16 protein-coding genes are annotated in these 21,539 nt (G+C 71.5%); 6 read left to right on the top strand and 10 right to left on the bottom strand.

What is annotated here, in order from left to right; genetic code table 11:
* The first annotated feature begins 111 nt into the window (after nt 1–111).
* Nucleotides 112–1,086: a ferrochelatase gene (hemH, locus tag ACTIGN_RS28030; protein WP_439630117.1), complete on the top strand. Its 975-nt coding sequence runs from the start codon at nt 112–114 to the stop codon at nt 1,084–1,086.
* 196 nt (nt 1,087–1,282) lie between these two features.
* Nucleotides 1,283–1,777, top strand: a complete 495-nt coding sequence (locus ACTIGN_RS28025; protein ID WP_439630115.1) for a dTDP-4-dehydrorhamnose 3,5-epimerase family protein — start codon at nt 1,283–1,285, stop codon at nt 1,775–1,777.
* Between the two features lie 453 nt (nt 1,778–2,230).
* Here ACTIGN_RS28025 and ACTIGN_RS28020 read toward each other — a convergent pair whose 3' ends face one another.
* The 4 genes from ACTIGN_RS28020 to ACTIGN_RS28005 form a co-directional block, all read right to left on the bottom strand.
* On the bottom strand, nt 2,231–3,838 hold the full coding sequence (locus tag ACTIGN_RS28020) for an ABC transporter permease subunit (RefSeq protein WP_439630113.1): 1,608 nt from the start codon (nt 3,836–3,838) through the stop codon (nt 2,231–2,233).
* A 201-nt stretch (nt 3,839–4,039) separates the two neighbouring features.
* A complete protein-coding gene (locus ACTIGN_RS28015; protein ID WP_439630111.1) occupies nt 4,040–4,804 on the bottom strand; it encodes an MBL fold metallo-hydrolase in 765 nt (254 codons plus the stop codon).
* A 15-nt stretch (nt 4,805–4,819) separates the two neighbouring features.
* Nucleotides 4,820–8,116 carry a FixH family protein gene (locus tag ACTIGN_RS28010; protein ID WP_439630109.1) on the bottom strand — a complete coding sequence of 1,099 codons (3,297 nt, stop codon included), beginning with the start codon at nt 8,114–8,116 and terminating at the stop codon, nt 4,820–4,822.
* A 151-nt stretch (nt 8,117–8,267) separates the two neighbouring features.
* On the bottom strand, nt 8,268–9,161 hold the full coding sequence (locus ACTIGN_RS28005; protein ID WP_439630107.1) for an NHL repeat-containing protein: 894 nt from the start codon (nt 9,159–9,161) through the stop codon (nt 8,268–8,270).
* A 251-nt stretch (nt 9,162–9,412) separates the two neighbouring features.
* On the opposite strand from ACTIGN_RS28005, the gene ACTIGN_RS28000 reads away from it, so the two are divergent.
* The 4 genes from ACTIGN_RS28000 (at nt 9,413) to ACTIGN_RS27985 (ending at nt 15,995) form a co-directional block, all read left to right on the top strand.
* On the top strand, nt 9,413–10,768 hold the full coding sequence (locus ACTIGN_RS28000; RefSeq protein ID WP_439630105.1) for a reverse transcriptase family protein: 1,356 nt from the start codon (nt 9,413–9,415) through the stop codon (nt 10,766–10,768).
* Nucleotides 10,769–10,837: 69 nt separating this feature from the next.
* On the top strand, nt 10,838–12,190 hold the full coding sequence (gene glmM / locus ACTIGN_RS27995; protein ID WP_439630103.1) for a phosphoglucosamine mutase: 1,353 nt from the start codon (nt 10,838–10,840) through the stop codon (nt 12,188–12,190).
* A 271-nt stretch (nt 12,191–12,461) separates the two neighbouring features.
* Nucleotides 12,462–13,568, top strand: a complete 1,107-nt coding sequence (locus ACTIGN_RS27990) for a DUF1501 domain-containing protein (protein WP_439630101.1) — start codon at nt 12,462–12,464, stop codon at nt 13,566–13,568.
* Between the two features lie 99 nt (nt 13,569–13,667).
* A complete protein-coding gene (locus ACTIGN_RS27985) occupies nt 13,668–15,995 on the top strand; it encodes a dienelactone hydrolase family protein (RefSeq protein ID WP_439630099.1) in 2,328 nt (775 codons plus the stop codon).
* Nucleotides 15,996–16,081: 86 nt separating this feature from the next.
* Here the strand turns inward: ACTIGN_RS27985 and ACTIGN_RS27980 are convergent, their stop codons facing one another.
* The 6 genes from ACTIGN_RS27980 to ACTIGN_RS27955 form a co-directional block, all read right to left on the bottom strand.
* Complete coding sequence (locus ACTIGN_RS27980; protein WP_439630097.1) at nt 16,082–16,891, bottom strand: Mrp/NBP35 family ATP-binding protein; 810 nt, start codon at nt 16,889–16,891, stop codon at nt 16,082–16,084.
* Nucleotides 16,888–17,208, bottom strand: coding sequence for a DUF971 domain-containing protein (locus ACTIGN_RS27975; protein ID WP_439630095.1), 321 nt, complete (start codon nt 17,206–17,208; stop codon nt 16,888–16,890). Before ACTIGN_RS27975 ends, ACTIGN_RS27980 begins: the two co-directional genes overlap by 4 nt.
* Before the next feature lie 166 nt (nt 17,209–17,374).
* Entirely contained in the window at nt 17,375–18,343 is a 969-nt protein-coding gene (locus tag ACTIGN_RS27970) for an FkbM family methyltransferase (protein WP_439630094.1), read from the bottom strand.
* A gap of 178 nt (nt 18,344–18,521) precedes the next feature.
* Nucleotides 18,522–19,826: a hypothetical protein gene (locus tag ACTIGN_RS27965; RefSeq protein ID WP_439630092.1), complete on the bottom strand. Its 1,305-nt coding sequence runs from the start codon at nt 19,824–19,826 to the stop codon at nt 18,522–18,524.
* Between the two features lie 200 nt (nt 19,827–20,026).
* Complete coding sequence (locus ACTIGN_RS27960) at nt 20,027–20,317, bottom strand: hypothetical protein (RefSeq protein ID WP_439630090.1); 291 nt, start codon at nt 20,315–20,317, stop codon at nt 20,027–20,029.
* A 107-nt stretch (nt 20,318–20,424) separates the two neighbouring features.
* Nucleotides 20,425–21,423, bottom strand: a complete 999-nt coding sequence (locus ACTIGN_RS27955) for an MBL fold metallo-hydrolase (RefSeq protein ID WP_439630088.1) — start codon at nt 21,421–21,423, stop codon at nt 20,425–20,427.
* Between the last annotated feature and the right edge of the window lie 116 nt (nt 21,424–21,539).

Here is a 21,539-nt window from a genome sequence, read left to right as displayed (position 1 = left end):
TGCCAGTGTGGTTGGTGATCGGTGCTGCGGCCTACACTTGAGGTGGGTACCGGGTGTAGATGCATCCCAGGGCCGGACTAAACACTAAACACTAAACACTAAACACTCTCCATGACCGGTCTCCTCCTCATCCAGCTCGGCACCCCGGACGCGCCCACGTACCGCGGCCTGGTCCCGTACCTCCGCCAGTTCCTGTCCGACCCCCGCGTCATCGAGGTGCCGCGGGCCATCTGGCTCCCGCTCCTGTACCTCCGCATCCTCCCGTTCCGGTCCGGCGCGTCGGCCGCCAAGTACCGCCGCGTCTGGGACGCCGAGACCGGCTCGCCGCTGCTCCACTACACGAAGCGGCAGGCGGACCTCGTGCAGCAGCAGTTCCCCGACGTGCCCGTGCGGTTCGGCATGATGATCGGCAACCCGCCGCTCAAGCGGGTGCTGCACGAGATGATCGAGTCGGGCGTCGACCGGGTCGTCGCGCTGCCGATGTTCCCGCAGTACTCCGCGACCACCAGCGCCAGCGCGACCGACGTGCTGTTCAAGGCGCTGATGGGCGAGCGGCGCGTGCCGGCGGTCCGCGTGGTGCCCCCGTACTACGACCACCCGGCGTACCTCGACGCGGTCGCCGCCGCGATCCGCGACGACCTCGCGAAGCTGGCGTGGGAGCCCGAGCACTTCGTGGTCAGCTTCCACGGCATCCCGCAGAGCTACGCCAAGAAGGGCGACCCGTACGCCACGCACGTCGTCCGCACCACGCAGGCGCTCGTGAAGCGGATGGGGTGGCGGCGGGACCAGTGGACGCAGACGTACCAGTCGCGGTTCGGCCGGGCCGCGTGGCTCAAGCCGTACACCGACGACGTGCTGGCGAACCTCGCGAAGAAGGGCGTCAAGCGCGTGTACGTGGCGCTGCCGGGGTTCACCTCCGACTGCCTGGAGACGATCGACGAGATCGGGCTCGAGAGCCGCGAGGTGTTCGAGCACGCCGGCGGCGAGCACCTGAAGAACGGGACGTGCCTGAACGACCACCCCAAGTGGATCGAGGCGATGGCCCGCATCCTCCGCGAGGAGGGGACCGGGTGGCTGAAGACTTGAGGTCTTGGCGAGCGGGGGGCGTGAGCCCCCCGAGTTCTTCGTTTCGCGCATTACTCGGGGGGCTCACGCCCCCGCTCGCCTCGGTCAGAGGCACACCCGCGGCCGACAGCGGTGTCCACGGGCGGAACCCGCGGATACTGTTCTCCTCTGGCCTCCCCGCCGGGGAGCGACACGCCACGAACGGAAGTGACACGCCATGAACGTCGCGCTACCGAAGTACGCCGAGCGCGGGCCGATCCACGACGCCATCTGGGTCCCGCTGAAGTTCTTCCACGACAGCCGCGGGTGGCTCGTCGAACTGTTCCGCAACGATCTGCTCGACCCGACCTTCCACCCGGCGATGGCCTACGTCTCGCAGACGAAGCCGGGGGTCGCCCGCGGGCCGCACGAGCACGTCGACCAGGCCGACTACTTCTGCTTCACCGGCCCGTCGACGTTCCGCGTGTACCTGTGGGACGCGCGGCCCAAGTCGCCCACGTTCGGGGCCAAGGAGACCCGCGACGTGGGCGAGGACGCGCCGTACGCGCTGGTCGTGCCCGCGGGCGTGGTCCACGGGTACAAGAACGTCGGCGACAAGGACGGGTGGGTGTTCAACGCCGCGAACCGCCTCTACGCCGGGTGGCTCAAGCAGTACCCGGTCGACGAGATCCGCCACGAGGCCCACGCCGACAGCCCGTACAGGATGGAGTAGCTTCGAGTTCAAAGTTTACAGTTCAACGTTGCGCGCGGTCTCATGTGTCCCAGTGCTTCCGCACCGGGTTAAGGAGCGATGGCGGAATGGTTCCGCGTGGTTGGTGAGGTGGTGTCGCGTGCCCCTCACCCGCGACTCGCAGAGCCTCGTCGCGACCTCTCCCCCCGGACGGGGGGCGAGGTGGGGGCTGCGGGTCCGCACCCGTGCCTTCCCGCAGCGCTCGTGGGAGGCCCGGCGAGCCCCACCTCGCCCCCGGTCTCGGGGGAGAGGTCGCCGCGAGTCTTCGAGCGGCGGGTGAGGGGGTGCCACCGGAACCACACCCCAGACCCGCAGTCCATTCCGCCACCACTTCTAAAGAAGATGCCCCCTACGGGGGTGAAGAGCTGTGTTGGGTTTCCGCCCCGGAGGGGCCGACGTTTTTAGCCCGGTGCGGGAGCACTTGGGTTCCAGCGCCTACTCGCCCCGCCCCATTTCGACGCCGGCGCGCCACGCGCACGCGGCGGCCGCGGCCAGCGCCCCGCACGCGCCCCACGCCAGCACCGCGGTCGCCCGGCCGGGGTCGTCCCAGTCGGTGAAGTACCACGCGAGCACCGGGATTGCGCCGACGGCGACGAGCGCCGGCAGGCACAGCCGGAACGCGGCCACGGGCGTCGCGCACCGCACCGTGAGCCACGCCCCCAGCGCGACGACCAGCCCCGCCCCCGCCCCGAACGCCGCGACGACCGCCAGCCCCAGCGCCAGCCCGCCCTCGGCCCCGAACCCGGCCCCGAGCGCCGCGGCCGCCCACGCCGCGAACCCGAGCCGCTGCTCGATCTGCACCCGCACCTTCGCGCCGAGGACGCCGCGCCGGTCGAGCGCCGTCGTGAGCAGCGCGTCGAGCGTGCCGCGGAACCGCTCGCCGGCCACGCACCCCGTCACGCCCACCGCCAGCGGGAGCAGGTACAGCCAGCCCGCGATCGCGCCGGCCGCGACCAGGAGCGGCCCGGACGGGCCGCGGGTGCCGGCCGGCGACTGGACCCGTCGCAGCGCCTCGGCCGGGTCGAGCGCCCGCATCGTGCGCTCGAGCAGCGCCCACCCGCCGGACACGAACAGTGCCGCCGCGAGCAGCGCCGCGAGCAGGCCCAGCGGCCGCACCCATGGCAGCGGCGGCACGCGGTCACTTCGTTCCTTCCACAGAATTGGGTCGCCGGGGCCGATATCGCCGCGCTCGGGCGGCAGGTCGGCGAGGTCGATCACCACCGGCTCGGCCCGGCCCCGCGGCGGCTCGGGGAACGCGGTCGGGGGCGGCGGCCCGGCCGTGGCCCCCCCGCGGCGCAGCACCCGCCCCGCGTCGCGGACCAGCCCGCACCCCACGAGCACCTGCGCGACCGGGTAGCCGACCGCGGCGACGACGCGGAGCGCCTCGGAGTCGAGTTCCAGCCGGTAGAAGAGCATCGCGAACGGGCTGAGCAGCACGAGCGGCGGCAGGAACACCCCGCCGACGAGGACCGCCGACTGGACGTAGGCGCGGATCAGCGCGGCGCGGCCGTCCGCTGCGTGGCACGCGGCGTGAACACCGATCGCGCCCGACAGCACGGTCGTGCCGGCGGCCAGCGCGTACCCCGTCGCGACGAGCCCCGGGTCCGCCCCGAGCAGGAGCGTGAGCACCAGCAGGGGCAGCCCGGCGGCGAGCGTCGCGAGCATGAACGCGACGCGGGCGACGGCCTTCGCCCAGACGATCTCGCGGTCCGTCACTTCGGTGGTGAGCAGCAACTGGAGCGTGCCGCGGTCCTTCTCCTCGGAGACCGCCGCCACCGCGTAGGCCGGCATGGCCACCGCGACGAGGACGAGCTGCGCCTCGAGGAGCGCGAACGCGAGTTGGTGCGCGAACCGGCCGGCGGCGGCGGGCGGGAGCGGGTCGGCGGTGCCGCGGAGCAGCGCGAGCGGGTTCCCGGCGTACCACGAGGACGACGCGAACACCACGGCGCCGAGGAGCATCGTGTAGAGCAGCAGCACCCGGGCGCGGGCGGTGTGGCCGCGGCGGGCGAGCCGCACCAGTTCCCACCAGACCAGGTTACCCATTGCGGAGCGCGGAACTCGGAGTTGCGGAGGCCCGGAGCGAGACGCTTAACCGGGTGCGCCGACCCGTCGCATCGGGCGGCCGCGGCGAGGTTCGCGTGGCTCCCCGGGGTACGGCCCTTGAGCGTCGGGAATAGCCTATTCAGGAACCGACCGGCGGGTGAGCCCGGTGCACCGATCACGCGCCCCCGACCGGGCCACCCGTCATTCGGCACGGGTCGGGGGGAACTCGGTGAAGTCGTGGTAGCCGAACAGCGCGACCTCGGGGGCGTGGTCGCGGGCGAGGCGGCGGAGTTCGGCCAGGCTCGCGACGCGCCGGGCGTTGTCGTCGGCCCGCAGCGCGGCCAGCGCCGACACCGGGTGGTCGTCGCGGTCCAACTCGGCCCGCAGGTAGTACGCGTCGCCGACGTGCAGCACCCAGCGGTCGCCGGCCCGCACCGCAACACCGCAGTGGCCGAGCGTGTGGCCGAACAGCGGGACCAGCAGCACCTCGGCGCCGGGTCCGAGGTCGAGCGGGCGGGCCTCCAGTCCGAACCAGCGGCGGGGCGAGGGCGGGTGCGGCACCCACCGCGGGCCGTGCGCGAACTGCACCGGGAGGTAGCGCGGGTTGCCGCCCGCGAGCGCCGCGTGCTCCTCGGTCGAGACGTGGACCGCGGCGTGCGGGAAGTCGGCGAGGCCGCCGGCGTGGTCCGGGTCGGCGTGCGTCAGCACGACGTGCTTCACGTCGCCGGCGCGGTACCCGAGCGCCTCGACCCGGCGCAGTGCCGTCTCGGCCTCGTCGAACTGGAACCCGGCCAGGTCGATCAGCCCGCGGCCGATCCGCCCGAGCGGGTCGCGCACGTCGAGCAGGCCAATTCCGGTGTCGACCAGCGCCAGTCCGTTCGGCCCTTCGAGCAGCAGGCAGTGGCACGACGCCCGCGGGTTCGGCGGGGCGTGGAGCGTGCCGCAGTTCAGGTGGCGGGTCTTCATCGTCTGCCCTCCGAGTCACGCATCGGGCCGCCCGCGGCGCTTGGCGCGGCCGAGGCGGCTCAGGTAGTCGTCGCCCTCGCCCGGCGGTGGCTCCGGCGAGCCCCCGGCGTCAGCCGGGGGAGTTGGCGGCGGCGGGGGCGGTGACACCGGGGTGTCACTCGGCGGCTCGTCATCATCCGGAGGCGGCTCGTCGCGGCGCGGCACCCGGCGCTCGGCGATCGCCTCGCCGACGGCTTCCTTCACGCGCAGAAGTCGCCCCAACCCCGCGCTCTCGGGTTCGATCAAGAACCGCGTTCGCAGGTGACGCCACAGACGCACGGCGGCCGCTTTCAGCGACACCGGGTCGAGGGCCAGCCGCCGAACGGCCACGTCGCACAGGAGCAGCACGCCGGCCGCGACGACGAGCGCCGCCCAGAACGGGAGCAGCGCCTTCGTGGTTGTTGGGGCCGCACGGAACACCTTGCCCGCACGCGCGAGCCGCGCCAGTTCCGCATCGTCCTCGGGGTACACCTCGCCGCCGGTGATGTCCGCGAGGTGCCGCAAGAGCGCCGGGTTCGGTTCGAGGTCGGCGAACTCGGGCGAGTACGGCACCGTGACGCCGACGCGGCGGCCGTCGATGTCCCTGCCGTCGCGCGTCACCCGCACGTTCACGAAGTACGCGCCGGCCTCGGTCGCCGGGAACGAGCCCTCGTAGCGGCCCGGACCGGTGCGGGTGAACGCCACCGCCGGCGCGGCCCCGCCCTCGCGCGGCGCGCTCACGAACCCCTTCAGCGAGACGCCCGTGAGCGGCTTCTCGTTGTCGTCGCGCACGTCGACCACCACCCGCACGCGGCCGTCGCGGACCTCGGGGAACACGCTCACCCGGCCCGTCTCGGCCGACCGCAGCGACCACTCGACGGCCTGCGGCCAGAACCGCGAGAACGCGGCCGACTTCACCCAGTCGCGCGCCCAGGTGCGGTCGTCCGACGTGAACGCGACGGCCCGCCCGACGGCCGGCTGCCAGTACGCCACGACCGGGAACCGCGTGTCCTCGGCCGGCGGCCCCTCGACGCCCATCACCGGGAGCGCGCCGGGCTTCAGCGTGGTCCGCACGAACCCGTGCAGCGGGGGGAGCGGGGCGGTGAGGTCGGCGACGGGCCCGGCGCGGCCGAGCAGTTGCGGGGTGAACGTGCTCTCGACCAGGAACGACCGGCTCACCTGCCGGGTCTCGCGGGTGTAGATCGCGGGGAGCTGCTTCGGGTCGCGGACCGGGTAGAAGTTCCCCTTCGTCGCTGCTGCGATACCGCGCATCCGCGTGTCCTCGACAGTGCCGTGCGTCGCGACGCCGATCGTCGTGCAGGTGATGCCGGCCTTCGCCATGCGCGCCGTCGCGGCCTGGCCCACCGCCCCGTAGGCCGGGTCGCCGTCGCTCAGCACGACGCAGTGCTTCACCGCGAGCTGGTACTGCGGGTCGCTGAGGGTGTCGGCGGCGGTCTTCAGGAACGGGTCGAAGTCGGGCATGTCGCCGGGCGTCATCCGGTCGATCAGCCCGAGGAGCCGGCGGCGGTCGGTGCCGACGGCCTGGAACGGGACGTGCCACGCCGCGTTCGCCCCGTAGTACAGCACCCCGACCATGTCGGCCGGGCCGAGCCGCTCGACCGAGAGCTTCGCGATCCGCTTCTGCCACTCGTTCCCGTCGGCCATCTCGGACCCGTGCATCACCAGCACCAGCCCGCCCTTGAGTACCGCCTGCGCCGAGCGGATGTCGCAGTCGACCGGCAGCGCCGCCTCGATCGGGGTCTTCTGGTACCCTCCGGGGCCGAACGAGTTCTGCCCGCCGACCATGAGGAGGCCCATGCCCTGCTCGGTGGCCTGCGTGCGGACCGCCTCCATCTGCGGGGTGCTGAACCGCTCGGCCGGCACGTCGGCGATGACGAGCGCGTCGTAGGTGCTGAGGAACTCGCCGAGGTCGGCCGCGGGCGGCAGGCGGTCGGCGGCGAGCACGTCGACGCGGAGCTTCGCGGCCCGGAGCGTCTCGACGAGCAGGGCGTGCGTGCCGGCGGCGGTGGGCTCTTCGAGGACCAGCACCCGGCGCTGCCCGCGGGCCAGCACGGCGGCGGTCGCGCGGTTGTTCGAGACGCGGTCGCCCGGGAGGTTGTCGGGCGCGAACGTCGCGCGGTACACGAACGAGTCGCGGTCGATGGCGGTGTCGCCGGGCAGGTCGAGGAACTCGAACCCGTTGAGGCCGGGGCGGGCGGTGACCCGCACGGGGCCGGGCTGTTGGTCCGGCGGCACGCCCTTGAACCGCACGAACCGCGGCTCGTCGCGGCCGCGGACCTGCACGAGTTCGAGCGTGCCCGTGACCGGGCGGGTAGGGTTCGCGTTCCGCACCAGCACACGCACCGGCAGCCGCTGGCCGGGCGTGGTCGCGGGCGGCGCCTCGACCTCCTGCACCAGCACCTCGTCGGTGTTGCGGTAGCCGACGGCGAGCGGCAGCACGTCGATCTGCACGCCCTGCTTCTTGAAGAGCTGCGCCTGCTCGCTCGCCCGGCCGAGGTTCTCGTTGCCGTCCGAGACCAGCACGACGCGCCGGCCGGTCCCCTCGGGGAACGCCGCGAGGGCGAGCTTCAAGGCGGCCGCAACATCCGTGTACTCGACATCGATGGGGCCGGCGCGGCGCTCGTCGATCGGCAGTTGATCGACCGCCGCGGGGGGCAGCACCAGCCGCGGCGTGCGGCCGAAGAGGATGACGCCGGCGCGGTCGTCGCGGTGGTCCGGCCCGCGGTACCGCACCGACTCGTCGACGAACGTCTTCACGCGCTCCCAGCGGCGGTCGACCGGGTCGCCGTCGGCCGCTCGGCGGGTCGGGTCGCGATCGGGCGGCACGCTCAGGCTGCGGTCGATGACGAAGATCACCGTCGCGTGTTCGGTCGTCTGCCGCACCCGCGGCTCGGCCAGCGCGACCGCCAGCAGCGCCACTACCAGCGACCGCAGCGCGACCGCGAGCCGCTTCCGCGCGCGGCCGAGCCCGCGGAGGTTCTTCCGCGCGACGAGCGGCACGAGCGGGACGAGCAGCAGGAGCAGCAGCCACCACGGGTGCGTGACCTCGAACCCGCCGACCGCCCGCACGAGGCCGCGCGCCGCGTCGCGCACGTCGGCCGCGAGGAGGTACGCGAGCGAACCGACGAGCACGACGCCCGCAGCGAGCCCGAGCCGGAACGACCAGCGCCCGGTGCGCACCAGCACGGCGAGCATCGCGCCCAGCCACAGCGCCGCCGCGGCCGCGAGCGCGACCGGGGGCGAGACGTGCGGCAGTTCGGGAAGCTCGAACATCGGCGGCCCAAAGTAGCAGGCACACGCCGTGTGCCGTGGCTGTTGGTCCGGTGGCACAGGCCTCTGGCCTGTGGTGCGTGCTTCACAGGCCAGAGGCCTGTGCCACCGGAAATGCACCGTCAGAACGGCACACGGCGTGTGCCTACTACGATCAGAACTTCACCCGCTGGACGCGGTGGTTCTCGGTGTCGATCACGTGCACGCGGCCCTTGCGGTCCACGGCGAGCGCCCACGGGCTGTTCAACTGCCCCGGCCGCCCGCCCGCCGTGCCCCACACCCCCAGCGACTCGCCCGTAGCGGTGAACTTCTGCACCCGCTGGTTACCGTACTCGACAACGTACAGGTCGCCGCCCGGCCCGAAGCTCAGATCGTAGGGGTAGCGGAGCCGGCCCGGCTCGGCCCCCTCGCCGCCGAACTCGCGAACGAACTCGCCGGTTCGCGTGAGCACCTGGACGCGGTGGTTGCACGCGTCGGCGCAGTACAGGTTCCCGTCGGGGCCGAGCGCGAGCGCCCGCAGCCGCTGGAACTGCCCCGGGCCGGTGCCCGCGCCGCCGAACACCGCAACGAGTTTACCCTCAGCGTCGAGCTTCGTGACGCGGTCGTTCTCGCCGAACTCGGCCAGGTAGAAGAACCCGTCGGCGTCCTGCACCACGTCCGAGACGTACCCGAGCTGGCCGGGCGCGCTGCCGGCCGCGCCGCCGATGACGCGGCGCTCGGTTCCCGTCTCGTCGTACACGCGCAGGCAGTGGTAGTGCGAGTCGCACACGATCAGCTCGCCCTCGCGGGTGAGGCCGAGGCCGCTGGGCCGGCCGTTGCGGAAGTCGGGCGTGCGGAACGTGACGCCGAGGTGCGCGCCGTCGAGGTCGAACGCCTGGACGCGGGCGGTGAAGTCGACGACCCACAGGCGGTCGCGGGCGTCGATGACGGCGGCCCGCGGCCGCACGAACTGCCCGTCGAGCACCCCGCGGGCGCCCCACACGGCGTCCGGCCGGTCGCCGCGGGTGCACCCGACGAGGCACAGCGTGATGAGTGCGAGTCGCTTCACGGAGTCAGTGTACCACGGGCACCGACCTTGACACCCGGCCGCGGGTGCGGGACGATTCCCCGAGCCGCGGGGCGACCCGAGCCGGTCGGCGGTGCGTTCGCGAGAGCGCGTCGGTCCGACGCGCCGGGGTTACCCCGGCGGTTCGCCACTACCCGAGGATTGAGCGCGCGACAGACCGGGCGCTACCACGCCCAACTTGTCGCGCCGGACGAGACTCGTCGGGTCGCTCCGCGGTCCTTTGATCCCGCACCATGTCAACCCTGCCGTTCGACCGCCAGCGGTTCCTCTACTCGCTCGCCGGAGCGCTTCGGGCGGCAGAGTGGACGGTCGCGGGCCTGCGTGCGTCGTTCGCGCGATCCGGAGCCGAGCACCCGATTCGCGTACCGGGCCTGTTCACCCGGCTCCTCTCCCGGTTCCCCACGCAACCCGACTTCGCAATCCTGACGCTGTTCCTGCACGATGACCCCGGTGTCGCGCGTGCCCTCGCTCGCCGCGAGCGTGGCCCGTCGATCGGAAAGCGGAAAGCAGTCCGGCCCGCGATGAGCCCCCCGCTGTGGCTCGGGCCGGCCGCGGTCCCGGCGCTCGCGACCGCGGACCAACTCGCCGCGTGGCTCGGCGTCGAACCCGGTCGGCTCGCGTGGCTCGCCGACGTTACCGGCCGCAACCGCACGCACCCGCACGGCCCGCTCCGAACGTACCGCCACCGCTGGGTTCCGAAGGCGAGCGGCCGGGCGCGCCTGCTGGAGATTCCGAAGCTCCGACTCAAGAACGTTCAGCGGGCGCTCCTCGAACACGTCCTCAACGCGATCCCGCCGCACCCCGCGGTCCACGGGTTCTGCACCGGCCGCTCGGCGGTGACGAACGCGGCGGCGCACTGTGGGCGGGCCGTGGTGGTGAAGCTCGACCTCGCCGACTTCTTCCCGTCCGTCCCGGCCGCGCGCGTGTACCGCGTCTTCCGCTCGGTGGGCTACCCCGAGGCGGTCGCCGGCCTCCTCGCGGGGCTCTGCACGACGCGAACGCCGGCGGACGTGTGGGACGCGCGACCGAACCCGGCGCTCGACGGCTCCGAGCACGCGACGCGGTTGCGGCTGTCCGACCGGCACCTCCCGCAGGGCGCGCCGACGTCGCCGGCCCTGGCCAACCTCGCAGCGCACCGGCTCGACCGCCGCCTCGCGGGCCTCGCGGCGCGGCTCGGGGCGACGTACACCCGGTACGCGGACGACCTCACGTTCTCGGGCGACCACGACCTCGCGCGGCGGGCGAAGCGGCTCGCGCACGTCGCCGCGGTGGTCGCCGGGGAGGAGGGGTTCGCGTTGAACTTCCGCAAGACGCGCGTGATGCGGCGCGGCCGCAGGCAGACGGTGACGGGCGTGGTGGTGAACGCGCACCCGAACGTGCCGCGCGCGGACTTCGACCTGCTGAAGGCGACGCTGACCAACTGCGCCCGCCACGGGCCGGCGGGGCAGAACCGCGAGGGCCGCCCCGACTTCCGGGCGCACCTCGCGGGGCGGGTGGCGCACGCCGCCGCGGTCAACCCCGCGCGCGGCAGCAAGCTGTGGGCGCTGTTCGACCGCATCGCGTGGCCGGCGGCTGCGCCCGGTGGGTAGCACCCACGCGCAGCGGCCGCTCTCGTAGAATTGCCCCTGCCGTCGCCCCGTCCCCGCAAGGAACCGCGAATGTCCGAGCCGAGCAGCCTCATCGTGTCCGTGTCCGGGGTCCGCGGGGTCGTGGGCCGCGGGCTCACGGCCAGCGTCGCCGCACGGTTCGCGGCCGCGTTCGGGTCCACGGTCGCCGGGAAGACGGTCGTCGTGTGCCGCGACGGCCGCCCGAGCGGCGACATGCTCCGGCCCGCCGTCATCGCCGGCCTGCTCGAACTCGGCTGCACCGTCGAGGACATCGGCATCGCACCCACCCCCACCTGCGGGTTCGCGGTGCGGCAGCTCCAGGCCGCGGGCGGCATCCAGATCACCGCGAGCCACAACCCCGCGCCGTGGAACGGGCTGAAGATGTTCGGGGCCGACGGCGCAGTCTTATCGGCCGAGAGCGGGGCCGTGATCCGCGGGCTGTACGAGGCGGGCGACTTCCCGCGGCCGGGGTGGGACGGCATCGGCACCACCCGCGTCCCGCCGTCGGTCGAGCGCGACCACGTCACGGCCGTGCTCGACACGGTCAGCGTCGCGATGGTCGCGAGCCAGGCGTTCCGCGTGTTCCTCGACGCGAACGCCGGGGCCGGCGGCCCGATCGGCACGCAGCTCCTGCAGGACCTCGGCTGCGCCGTCGTACAGTTCGAGTGCGAGCCGACCGGCCGGTTCGCCCACCCGCCCGAGCCGACCCCGACCCACCTCGTGGACGTCGCTCCGTGGGTGCCGCAGTCCGAGTCGGCCATCGGGTTCGTGCTCGACCCGGACGCCGACCGCCTCGCGCTCATCGACGAAACCGGCCAGTGCGTGAGCGAGGAGGCGACGCTGGCGCTGGCGGTGAAGTGGCGGCTGCGGCACGCGAGCGGGCCGGTCGTCATCAACATGTCCACGTCGCGGATGGTCGAGGACGTCGCGTTCAAGGCCGGGTGCCCGTGCCACCGCTCGGCGGTCGGCGAGGCGAACGTGGTCGCGATGATGCGCGAGACGAACGCGCTCATCGGCGGCGAGGGCAACGGCGGGGTGATCGACCCGCGGATCGGCTGGGTCCGCGACCCGCTCGCCGGCATGGCGTTCATCCTGTCTCTGATGTCGGAAGACAAGAAGCCGTTCTCGCAGCTCGTCGCCGAGTTGCCGAAGTACGCGATGCTGAAGACGAAGTACGAGGTGCCGCGCGAGAAGCTGGCCGCGACGTTCGACGCGCTCAGGGCCCGCTGGCCCGACGCCCACGTGAACACCGTCGACGGCCTGCGGCTCGACGGCCCCGACTGGTGGCTGCACGTCCGCGGGAGCAACACCGAGCCGGTGGTGCGGGTGATCGCCGAGGCCCCGACCGAGGAGCAGACCCGCGAACTGTGCGACGCCGCGGCTGCGGTCGTTACCGGGGTGTGAGCGAAAGACGCAGGCCCCCTCACCCGCCGCTCGAAGACTCGCGGCGACCTCTCCCCCGAGACCGGGGGCGAGGTGGGGCACCGGTGCCTCTCGCCAGCAATGCGAGTCGGGCAGCTTACGTGAAGCCACCGCGCCCCACCTCGCCCCCGGTCTCGGGGGAGAGTTCGGCGAGGCTTTGCGAGCCGGGTGAGGGGGTCTTGCGTTCGGCGCGGCGCGTTGCATCTCGCGCCGCCGCGGTTACGATGTGGGCACGCCACCCACCGAGTGACCCATGACAACTCCCACCCGCCGCGAGTTCCTCGCCGCCACCGCCGCCGCGACCGTGCTGCCTTCGCTCGCGGTCGCCCGCACCCAACGGCCGCTCGGCACCGCGAAGTCGTGCATCTTCATCAACATGATCGGCGGGCCGCCGCACCTCGACACGTTCGACCCGAAGCCGAGCGCGCCGGCCGAGTACCGCGGCCCGTTCGCCGCGATCCAGACGAAGACGCCGGGCGTCCACCTGAGCGAGCTGTTCCCGAAGCTCGCGACGCTCACCGACAAGTTCGCGATGGTGCGCTCGATGCACCACACAGCCCCGCCGGTCCACGAGGCCGGGCTCCAACTGCTCAACACCGGCCGCCTCTTCCGCGACGGCCCTGAGTGGCCGAGCGTGGGGGCGGTGGTGTCGTACCGCAACGGGTTCGACCTCTCTGAGCCCTGGCGAGTGTACCCCGAGGCGCGACTCGATACCGGGCTTTCCGTGAGCCACGGGCAAGGCACCGGCTTCCTCGATGCAGTCCAGTACGGCCCGAGCGAAGGTCTGGCCGACGTAGACCCGAACTGGAATCCGGGGCTCGCGGTATGGTGTCAGATCGCCACGGCACACGTTCGGGAAGATGCTCGACTGGGCAAGCCCGGATTCACGACGATCAACCAGTTCTCGACGGTGTTCGATGAGCCGTCGTGGGACTGCCACGCCGACGGCGGGTCGCTCCGCACCGACCTGAGCGACATCCGCAACACGGTCGCGCCGAGCTTCGATGCGGCGTTCGCGGCGTTGCTCACCGACCTGGACGAGCGCGGCCTGCTCGACACGACGCTCGTCGTCGCGACCGGCGAGTTCGGCCGCACGCCGCTATTGAACGCCAACGGCGGCCGCGACCACTGGGCCGGCGCGTGGACCGCACTCGTCGCCGGCGGCGGCGTGAAGGGCGGGCGCGTGATCGGCCGCACCGACGCTCGCGGCACCGAGCCGACCGACCGGCCCGTCACGCCGCAAGAGCTGGTCGCGAGCGTCTTTCACACTCTGGGCGTTCCGCACGACGCAACCATCCCGGGGCCGGACGGCAAGCCCGTCGCGGTGTACCCGGGTACGCCCGTGATGGAGTTGTTCTGAGTCAGCAGGATTAACCACAGAGGCACAGAGACACAGAGAAAGCAGGAGAACATTGTGTTTAAAGCCTTCTCTCTCGCGTTTGGTCTGCTCTGTGTCTCTGTGCCTCTGTGGTTAATCAATCCCGCCCCCGCCGCCGAGCCGCTGCCGGGCACCAAGCCGCTTACCGAGGACGGCGACCTCGCAACGAAGATGGTCGCCGGCATCCACACGTACCTCGACCGCGAGACCGCCGCGACTGTCGAAAACCGCAAGCAGTTCTGGAAGGTGGACACCTCCTCCAGCGAGAAGTACGCGAAATCCATCGAGCCGAACCGCGCCCGGCTGCGGAAGTACCTTGGCGTCGTGGACGAGCGGCTGCCACCGAAGCTCGAATACGTCGGCGGCCCGGACCGGCCGGCGCTGCTGGCCGAGACGACGCGCTACCGCGTGTACGCCGTCCGATGGGCCGTGCTGCCGGGCGTCGACGCCGAGGGACTGCTGCTCGAGCCGGCGGTCGTCCAGGACGACGAGCCGCGGATGTGCGCCGTCGCGATCCCGGACGCGGCGCACACGCCCGAGCAAGTCGCGGGGCTGGCCGCGGGCGTGCCGGAGGAGGCGCAGTTCGCCCGGCGGTTGGCCGAGAACCGCATCCGCGTGCTGGTCCCCGCCGTCATCGACCGGCGCGACGAACTGTCGGCCCACCCGAAACTCAACCGCGCCACGAACATCCCGCACCGCGAATTCGTCCACCGGATGGCGTTCGAGATGGGCCGCACGCTGTCCGGGTACGAGGTGCAGAAGGTGCTCGCCGGGGTGGACTGGCTCCTCCACTCGCAGCCGAAGAAAGCCCCGAAGCGGGTCGGCGTGATGGGCCACGGCGAGGGCGGCCGGATCGCCCTTTACGCCGGGGCGCTCGACGACCGCGTCCGCGCCACGTCGCTGGAGGGCGGATCGTTCGGCCCGCAGGAGGGGGCCGCGGAGCGCCCCCTCGACCGCAACGTGTGGGGGCTGCTCACCGAGTTCGGCGACGCCGAGTTGGCGGCGTACTGCTACCACGGGCCGCTGGGCGGGGAGTGGGGCAAGACGCTGCGCCTGCAACTGAACGCCGCGCCCGTCTACGCCGGTCCCGCCGCACCGAGACCCGGGCGGGGCGGTGCGGCGCCGGGCACGGTCCCCGAGCCGGACGCCGCTGCCGTCAAAAAGGAGGGCGACCGCGTCTTCGAAATCGGCCGCGCGACCGGTGCCGGCGGCGGCGGCTCGGTGAACGGCATCCGCGGCTCGGACGGGAAGCTCGACCCGGTTGTTCCACTCAGGACGAGCTCGTTCCTCAACGTCGGCGCGGTGGACGAAGTCCCGGGCTGGAAGCCGGAACCGCTCACGGTTCACGGTGAACTCCCCGACGCCGCGGCGCGGCACAAGCGGCAGTTCGATCAGCTCGTCGCGCACGTCCAGAAGCTGTGGCGCGACAGCGACGCCACCCGCAAAGAGTTCTGGAAGAAGGCCGATGCGAGTTCGCCCGGGGCGTGGGAGAAGTCGTGCGACTGGTACCGCGAGTACCTGCACGCCGAGGTCATCGGCAAGCTCCCCGAGCCGACCGTGCCGCTCAACCCGCGCACCCGGCAGGTGTACGACGAGCCGAAGTTCACCGGCCACGAAGTCGTGCTCGACGTGTACCAAGACGTGTTCGCGCAGGGCATCCTGCTACTGCCGAAAGACCTGAAGCCCGGCGAGAAGCGGCCGGTCGTCGTGTGCCAGCACGGGCTCGAGGGCACCCCGCGGCACACCATCGACGCCGAGCCGAAGCGGGTCGTCTACAACCAGTTCTCCCGGCGGCTCGTCGAACTCGGGTACATCGTGTACGCCCCGCAGAACCCGTATTACGGCAAGGACACGTTCCGCCAACTCCAACGGAAAGCCAACCCGCTCAAGCTGTCGCTGTTCAGCTTCATCGTCCGGCAGCACCAGCGGACGCTCGACTGGCTCGAAGCGCTGCCGAACGTGGACCCGAAGCGGATCGCGTTCTACGGCCTGAGCTACGGCGGCAAGACCGCCATGCGCGTGCCGGCCGTCGAGAAGCGGTACTGCCTGTCGATCTGCTCCGGCGACTTCAACGAGTGGATCGGCAAGATGGTGTCGGTCGACCTGGACCGCAGCTACATGTGGACCGGCGAGTACGAGATGTACGAGTTCGACCTGGGCAACACGTTCAACTACGCGGAGATGGCCTACCTGATCGCGCCGCGGCCGTTCATGGTCGAGCGGGGCCACGACGACGGCGTCGGCACCGACGAGATGGTCGCGTCCGAGTACGCGAGGGTCCGCTACCTGTACCAGAACCGGCTCAAGCTCGGCGACCGCACGGCCATCGAGTTCTTCCCCGGCGGCCACGAGATCCGGGCGAAGGGCACGTTCGACTTCCTCCGGACGCACCTCGGCTTTCCGAAGTGATCGACTTGGCGAGCGGGGGACGTGAGTCCCCGGTAGAATCTCGGACTACCGGGGGACTCACGTCCCCCGCTCGCCAGGAACCAAGGTCACAGCTCCACGGCGGGCAGTCCGGCGGCGCTCGCGGCGCTGGCCGCGGCGTCCACGGCGGCCGCCAGTGCGACGTAGGACTTCGCGATCGGCGCGTCGGGGTACTTCCGCACCATCGGCTCGCCGCTGTCGCCGCACTGGGCGACCCGCGGGTCGATCGGCAACTCGCCCAGGAACGGGGCGTTGCTCTCCAGCGCCAGCTTCATCCCGCCGCCCACGCCGAAGATCGGCGTCTTGGTGCCGGCCGCGTCGGTGAAGTAGCTCATGTTCTCGACGATGCCGAGGATCGGCACCCGCACCTCGCGGAACATCTTCACCCCCTTGCGGGCGTCGATCAGGCTCACCTCGCCGGGGGTGGTCACGATCACCGCGCCGGTGAGCGGGGCGCTCTGGCTCAGGGTGAGCTGCGCGTCGCCGGTACCGGGGGGCAGGTCGATGATGAGGTAGTCGAGGGTGCCCCAGTCGATCTGGGCGAGGAACGACTGCACCGCCTGCGCGACCTTCGGGCCGCGCCAGATCATCGCCTGGTCGGTGCCGATCAGGAACCCCATGCTCATGAGGCGGATGCCGAACTTCTCGATCGGGAACGGGGTGGTGCTCTGGTCCACCTTGCCGAGCCCGAACATGATCGGGACCGACGGGCCGTAGATGTCGGCGTCCATGAGGCCGACGCTCTTGCCGCTCATGTGGAGCGCCATCGCGAGGTTCGCGGCGACGGTGGACTTGCCGACGCCGCCCTTCCCGCTCGCGACCGCCACGACCTGCTTCACGCCGGGCAGGGACAACTTCTGGGGCATTCCGGGGTTCATTTCGTCTCTTCTCCAAGCTGGCGCAGCCGCTCGACGGGGTAGATGCCCGTGTCGTGGCCGTCGTTCCAGGTGATCTTGTAGGCGTAGTGGCCGACCGGTTGCATCGCGACGGGCTGCGGGGGGCCGGCGGCGGCCTCCTGCGGGGTCAGCACCCGGAACGGGTCCGGCGGCTTGGCCCGCTCCTCGGTGCAACTGGCGCACGGGCAGTTCTTCCGCAGCGTCCGCCACGGGGTGACCGTGGTGGCGCCGTCGCTCCACTGGACCTGGAGCCCGTCGCCGACCCGCTTGAGGGACAGGGGCTTCAACTCGCCGGCCATCGTCGGTTCCCGAATCGGAAGGGCGGACCCATACCGTCAGGATATGCAATCGGCGGCGCAACGTAGGCGAGTCGCTCCGCGAGTCGCGCCCCGGCGCGACCCCCGCCACCGGCCGGGCCGGGGGGGGTCGGGGTCACTCGCGGAGCGACTGACCCACTTTGACGACCTACTTCCCCGGCAGCGCGGCGAGCCGCTCCTTGGGGCACGCGACGAGTTCGATCTGGTGGCCCTTGGAGTGGAACGACCAGTCGAGCTTCTGGAGCGTGTACTTGCCGGTGACGGCGGCCGCCTGGCTCCAGGGCAGCACGTAGAACTCGTAGTCCTTGGGGAACAGCGCCGTCAGCTTGTCGAGCGAGTCGATGGTCCCGACCGGCGGGGGCGACACCTCGACCTCCATGAGGGGCCGGTACTTCTCCATCGTCTGCCGCAGGCCCTTGAGCGCCGCCTCCTCGAACCCCTCGATGTCCACCTTGATGAACGCCACCGGGCCGGGGTTCTTGTCCTTGAGGTACTCGTCGCCGACGACGATCCGCAGCTTCGTGGGGTACTGCTTCATGGCCGGGTTCTCGGGCGCGTCGACGCGGAACGACCCCTGCCCGTGGTTCTTGTCGACGGGCGCGACGAACGGCAGTTCGGCGTTCGCGTCGCCGAGCCCGACCTCGCACAGCTCGACGTTCTTGACCGCGGGGTTGAGCGCGAGGTTCTGCTTGAAAGCCTCGATCACCGGCGGGTACGGCTCGAACGCGACGACCTTCGCCGCGTGCCGCGAGTAGAAGAGCGAGTGGTTCCCGGTGTTCGCGCCGACGTCGATCACGACCGCGTTCGGCTCGTTCAGGTTCTTCAGGTAGTCGCGGACGAAGAACAGGTGGTCCTTCTCCCACGCGCCGTACTTGAGGATGTAGTCGTCGATGACGTTGCCGGTGTGGCCCTGGTACTTGTACCCGTAGGCGTCCACGACGAACGCGTAGTCCTTCTCGCGCGCCGGCTCGGGCGGGGCCGGCGGCTCGGGCCGGCTCATCCGCAGTGCGATCGCCGACGCGACGACCGCGAGGAGCGCCGCGGCGTAGAAGAGGAACTGGTACCGCCTCGCGGCGCGGGCGTCGGCCGACGGCGTGGGGGGCTGCTCCGCGGGCATGGGTGCGGTTCCTGCTGGTACGGGCGCGAGGGGGTGTGGTGAGTGTAGAACAAAAGTGGCGTGCGAGCGGCACGGGCGGCGACGCGGATTGTGGCGAGCGGGGGACGTGAGTCCCCCGGTGGAATGAGGATCGCGGTTCCACCGGGGGACTCACGTCCCCCGCTCGCCAAGATGCTGGCTACCGGATCACCTTGCGGCTGAACGCGACGATGAACAGGCCGAACAGCAGCGTGCCGAGGACGCTCTCGACCATGACCGGCACGTTCATCCACCCCTTCGCGATCTCGCGGATCCCGCCCATGCCGGACGTGAACACCGACACGCTGGTGATGAGCCCGATCATGACGCGGTTGATCGGGTCGGTCACCTCGGCGTCGGGGAACGGCTTCTTCTCGGCGTGGAACTCCTCGACCCCCAGGCCGTAGAGCAGCGCGAACCCGAGGATGATGACCACCGCCATCCGCACGGCGCGGGCCGGGTTCGTGCCGTACCCGCACCCGACGTCGAGGAACAACCAGTCGCAGAACCGCCGCACCTTCGTCCACGGGCGGTCCCAGGTGGCCCGAGTCGAGAGCCGCTGGTTCACCTTGAACCGGTAGAACGCCCAGTCCTCGGCGTTGAACCGGTGCTGCCCCTGGTAGCACTTCTTGAGCAGCCCGTACTCGTGCATCGCCTGCTCGTGCTGGCCGGCCAGTTCGCTCGCGAGCCGGCCCTCGACCTGCTCCGGGCGCACGAGGAGCCGCTCGGCGACCGCGTTGCCGAACGCGAACCGCATCTCCGGCCCCTGCTCGATCGCCTCCAGGTACGCGAAGTCGTTCAGCTTGGCCTTGGACACGTCGAGGAGCCGCTCGAACCGGCACCCGTCGAGTTGGAGCTTCTTGCACACCGTGGCCCCGCGGATCAGGAAGTCGCCGGCGAACGTGCAGCCCGCGAAGATCAGCCCCTGGTCGGCGTGGACGCTGCGGAAGTCGGCCTCCTGCAGGAACCCGCACGCCTTGAACTCGCCCCAGCACTCGAGCCGCGCCTCCCACCAGCTCACCTTCTGGCGGAACTCGCACTTCTCGAACAGCGCCTTGCCGCGGAACTCGGCCCCGCTGAAGAACGCCTTCCCGTGGACCGTGAGCTGCGCGAACCGCGACTTGCTCACGGTGCTGCCGTTGAGGCCGAAGTTCCCCTCGACCGTGACCGGCTTGGCGAACAGCGGGCGGTCGAGCGTACACCAGACGAACGACAGGTCGCCCTTGAACGTCGCCGCCCCGAACTCGGGCTGCACGAGGGTGCAGTTCTTGAACGTCACCGCGGTCGCGAACTCGCCCCGGAGCTTGAGCCGGCGCACGCGGACGTTCTCGACCGGCTTGCCGGCGGCGATCAGCGCGAGCACGTCGGCGGTCGTGGCCTCGGGCCGGGTGTCGGCGTGGCCGTTCCGGCCCGGGGCGTGGACCTCGGGCGTCGGGTCGTCGGTCGTCGCAACGTCGTCGGACATTGGGCACCTTCTTGTTAAGGCGAGCGGCGCGAGCCCGCCGATTGAGTTTCCTGCTTGCGAGCGAGCGGGGACGGCGTACCAAGTCTTGCTGAGTGCTAACTGTAGCCGGCCACTGTGAGGCCGGGCCGGTGGGAGTCCCCCAAGCACCGGCCACACAGAGGCCGGCTACAGAACCGATTCCGGATAACCCCGCGCCGGGATTATCCCGGTGGGTCCGAGTTCGCCTCGGAGTTCAGCGCTTCCAAGAACGTCGGGACGAACACTGCGAGTGCGTCCTGATGAGTCGCCTCAGTTGTGTAGAGGTCAAGCCGTTCGGGCGAATCGAGTACGATGCCGAGACGAAGCCCGGCAACCTTCATGTACCGGTGGATCGAGTACGGCCCGAACAGCTCGCCATCATCCACGGCCCCGAACCGGACCCTCAGCACGCGCTGCAACTCGTCAATGTCTCCGTCATCTTCGCCGGCGCGGGTTACGGCGAAGTGCGTCACGCCACGCTCGTTGACGCTCACCCCCAGGAGTCGCCAAGGCCCACCCATGTGATTCACCCCAGCAGTTCACTTGGCCGGCTCACGCCGCGCCGCTCGCCAGGTCATGTTCACCCCACCTCGGCCGTCACCCGCGGGAACACGGCGGCGGCCTCGTCGATGAGCTGCTGGTACTTCCCGGCGTACCGCGTCGCGAAGTGGATGAGCACGAGTTGCTCGACCTTCGCGAGCTTGGCCAGTTCCGCGGCGTGCGGGGCGATCATGTGCTTGTACTGGAGCGCCTGCTTGGCCTGGGCGCTCGCGTAGAAGCTGTCGCAGTACAGCCGCCACGCGCCCTTCGCGAGCCGCACGAGGTCGGGCCGCACCGCGTCGGACCACAGCGTGTCGGTGACGTACGCGACGCGCGCCCCGGCCGACTCGGTGAAGTAGTTCGCCGCGAGCGTCTCCAGCGCGAAGCTCCCGCCGTTGATCTCGATGCGGCTGTTGGGCGGGTCGCCGGCCCGGAGGCGCTTGAGTACCTCCGGCACCCAAGCGCCGGGCCGCAGCCCGCCCGCCGCGAGCTTCTGCGGGTCCGGGTGGTAGCCGCTCTTCTCGGCCAGCGCGAACGCCAGGCACGGGACCGTGTGGTCGGCGGCAACGGCCTCGACCCGCAGGTCGGCGTTCTCGTAGCACACCGGCCCGGCCCACGCCGCCTCTTCGACCACCGGCTCGGGGAACTTCTTGGTGCACTCCAGTGTCGCCGTGCGGGTCGCGCCGGGCAACAGTTCCGTGACCCGTACCACGATCTTCTGGAACGGGAAGAACGGGTACTCGTACGCGGTGATGCGGTCGTACACCTTGCGGATCGTGTTCACCGGCCCGAACAGATGGAGCACCTTGTCGCGGTCCATGTTCGCGCGGACGATCCGGTCCAGGCCGATGAAGTGGTCGACGTGGTGGTGCGTGAGGAACACGGCTTCGAGGTCGCCCAGTTGCGCCGCGGTGAGCGAGCCGTTGTCGCCGCCGTCGAACAGCAGCGCGTTGTCGCCCCCCGGGTAGTCGAGGTACAGCACCGGGTCGCCGGTCGAGCCGTTGACGAGCTGCACCGTCGAGAACGCCCGCGCGGCCATGTGGTCCCTCTACTTGGATCGGCGGTCCGGGCGAACCCCGAGCGCCAGCGAGGGGGTGCGCCTACCCCCTCGCTGGCGCTCGGGGGTCGCCCGGTCCTCGGTCGGGCTTGACCGAG

Origin of the sequence: Gemmata sp., assembly GCF_051859125.1 — a bacterium.
Lineage (GTDB): Bacteria > Planctomycetota > Planctomycetia > Gemmatales > Gemmataceae > Gemmata.
The sequence above is the reverse complement of the archived record's forward strand: the minus strand, read 5'-3'. Positions and strand labels throughout refer to the sequence as shown.

What these genes read in the sequence shown, in the direction of transcription:
- ACTIGN_RS27955 (WP_439630088.1), bottom strand. Translation starts at nt 21,423, where the DNA reads ATGGCCGCGCGGGCGTTCTCGACGGTGCAGCTCGTCAACGGCTCGACC.
- ACTIGN_RS27970 (WP_439630094.1), bottom strand. Translation starts at nt 18,343, where the DNA reads ATGCCCGCGGAGCAGCCCCCCACGCCGTCGGCCGACGCCCGCGCCGCG.
- ACTIGN_RS28010 (WP_439630109.1), bottom strand. Translation starts at nt 8,116, where the DNA reads ATGTTCGAGCTTCCCGAACTGCCGCACGTCTCGCCCCCGGTCGCGCTC.
- ACTIGN_RS27990 (WP_439630101.1), top strand. Translation starts at nt 12,462, where the DNA reads ATGACAACTCCCACCCGCCGCGAGTTCCTCGCCGCCACCGCCGCCGCG.
- ACTIGN_RS27965 (WP_439630092.1), bottom strand. Translation starts at nt 19,826, where the DNA reads ATGTCCGACGACGTTGCGACGACCGACGACCCGACGCCCGAGGTCCAC.
- hemH (WP_439630117.1), top strand. Translation starts at nt 112, where the DNA reads ATGACCGGTCTCCTCCTCATCCAGCTCGGCACCCCGGACGCGCCCACG.
- ACTIGN_RS28020 (WP_439630113.1), bottom strand. Translation starts at nt 3,838, where the DNA reads ATGGGTAACCTGGTCTGGTGGGAACTGGTGCGGCTCGCCCGCCGCGGC.
- ACTIGN_RS28025 (WP_439630115.1), top strand. Translation starts at nt 1,283, where the DNA reads ATGAACGTCGCGCTACCGAAGTACGCCGAGCGCGGGCCGATCCACGAC.
- ACTIGN_RS27975 (WP_439630095.1), bottom strand. Translation starts at nt 17,208, where the DNA reads ATGGCCGGCGAGTTGAAGCCCCTGTCCCTCAAGCGGGTCGGCGACGGG.
- glmM (WP_439630103.1), top strand. Translation starts at nt 10,838, where the DNA reads ATGTCCGAGCCGAGCAGCCTCATCGTGTCCGTGTCCGGGGTCCGCGGG.
- ACTIGN_RS28000 (WP_439630105.1), top strand. Translation starts at nt 9,413, where the DNA reads ATGTCAACCCTGCCGTTCGACCGCCAGCGGTTCCTCTACTCGCTCGCC.
- ACTIGN_RS27980 (WP_439630097.1), bottom strand. Translation starts at nt 16,891, where the DNA reads ATGAACCCCGGAATGCCCCAGAAGTTGTCCCTGCCCGGCGTGAAGCAG.
- ACTIGN_RS28015 (WP_439630111.1), bottom strand. Translation starts at nt 4,804, where the DNA reads ATGAAGACCCGCCACCTGAACTGCGGCACGCTCCACGCCCCGCCGAAC.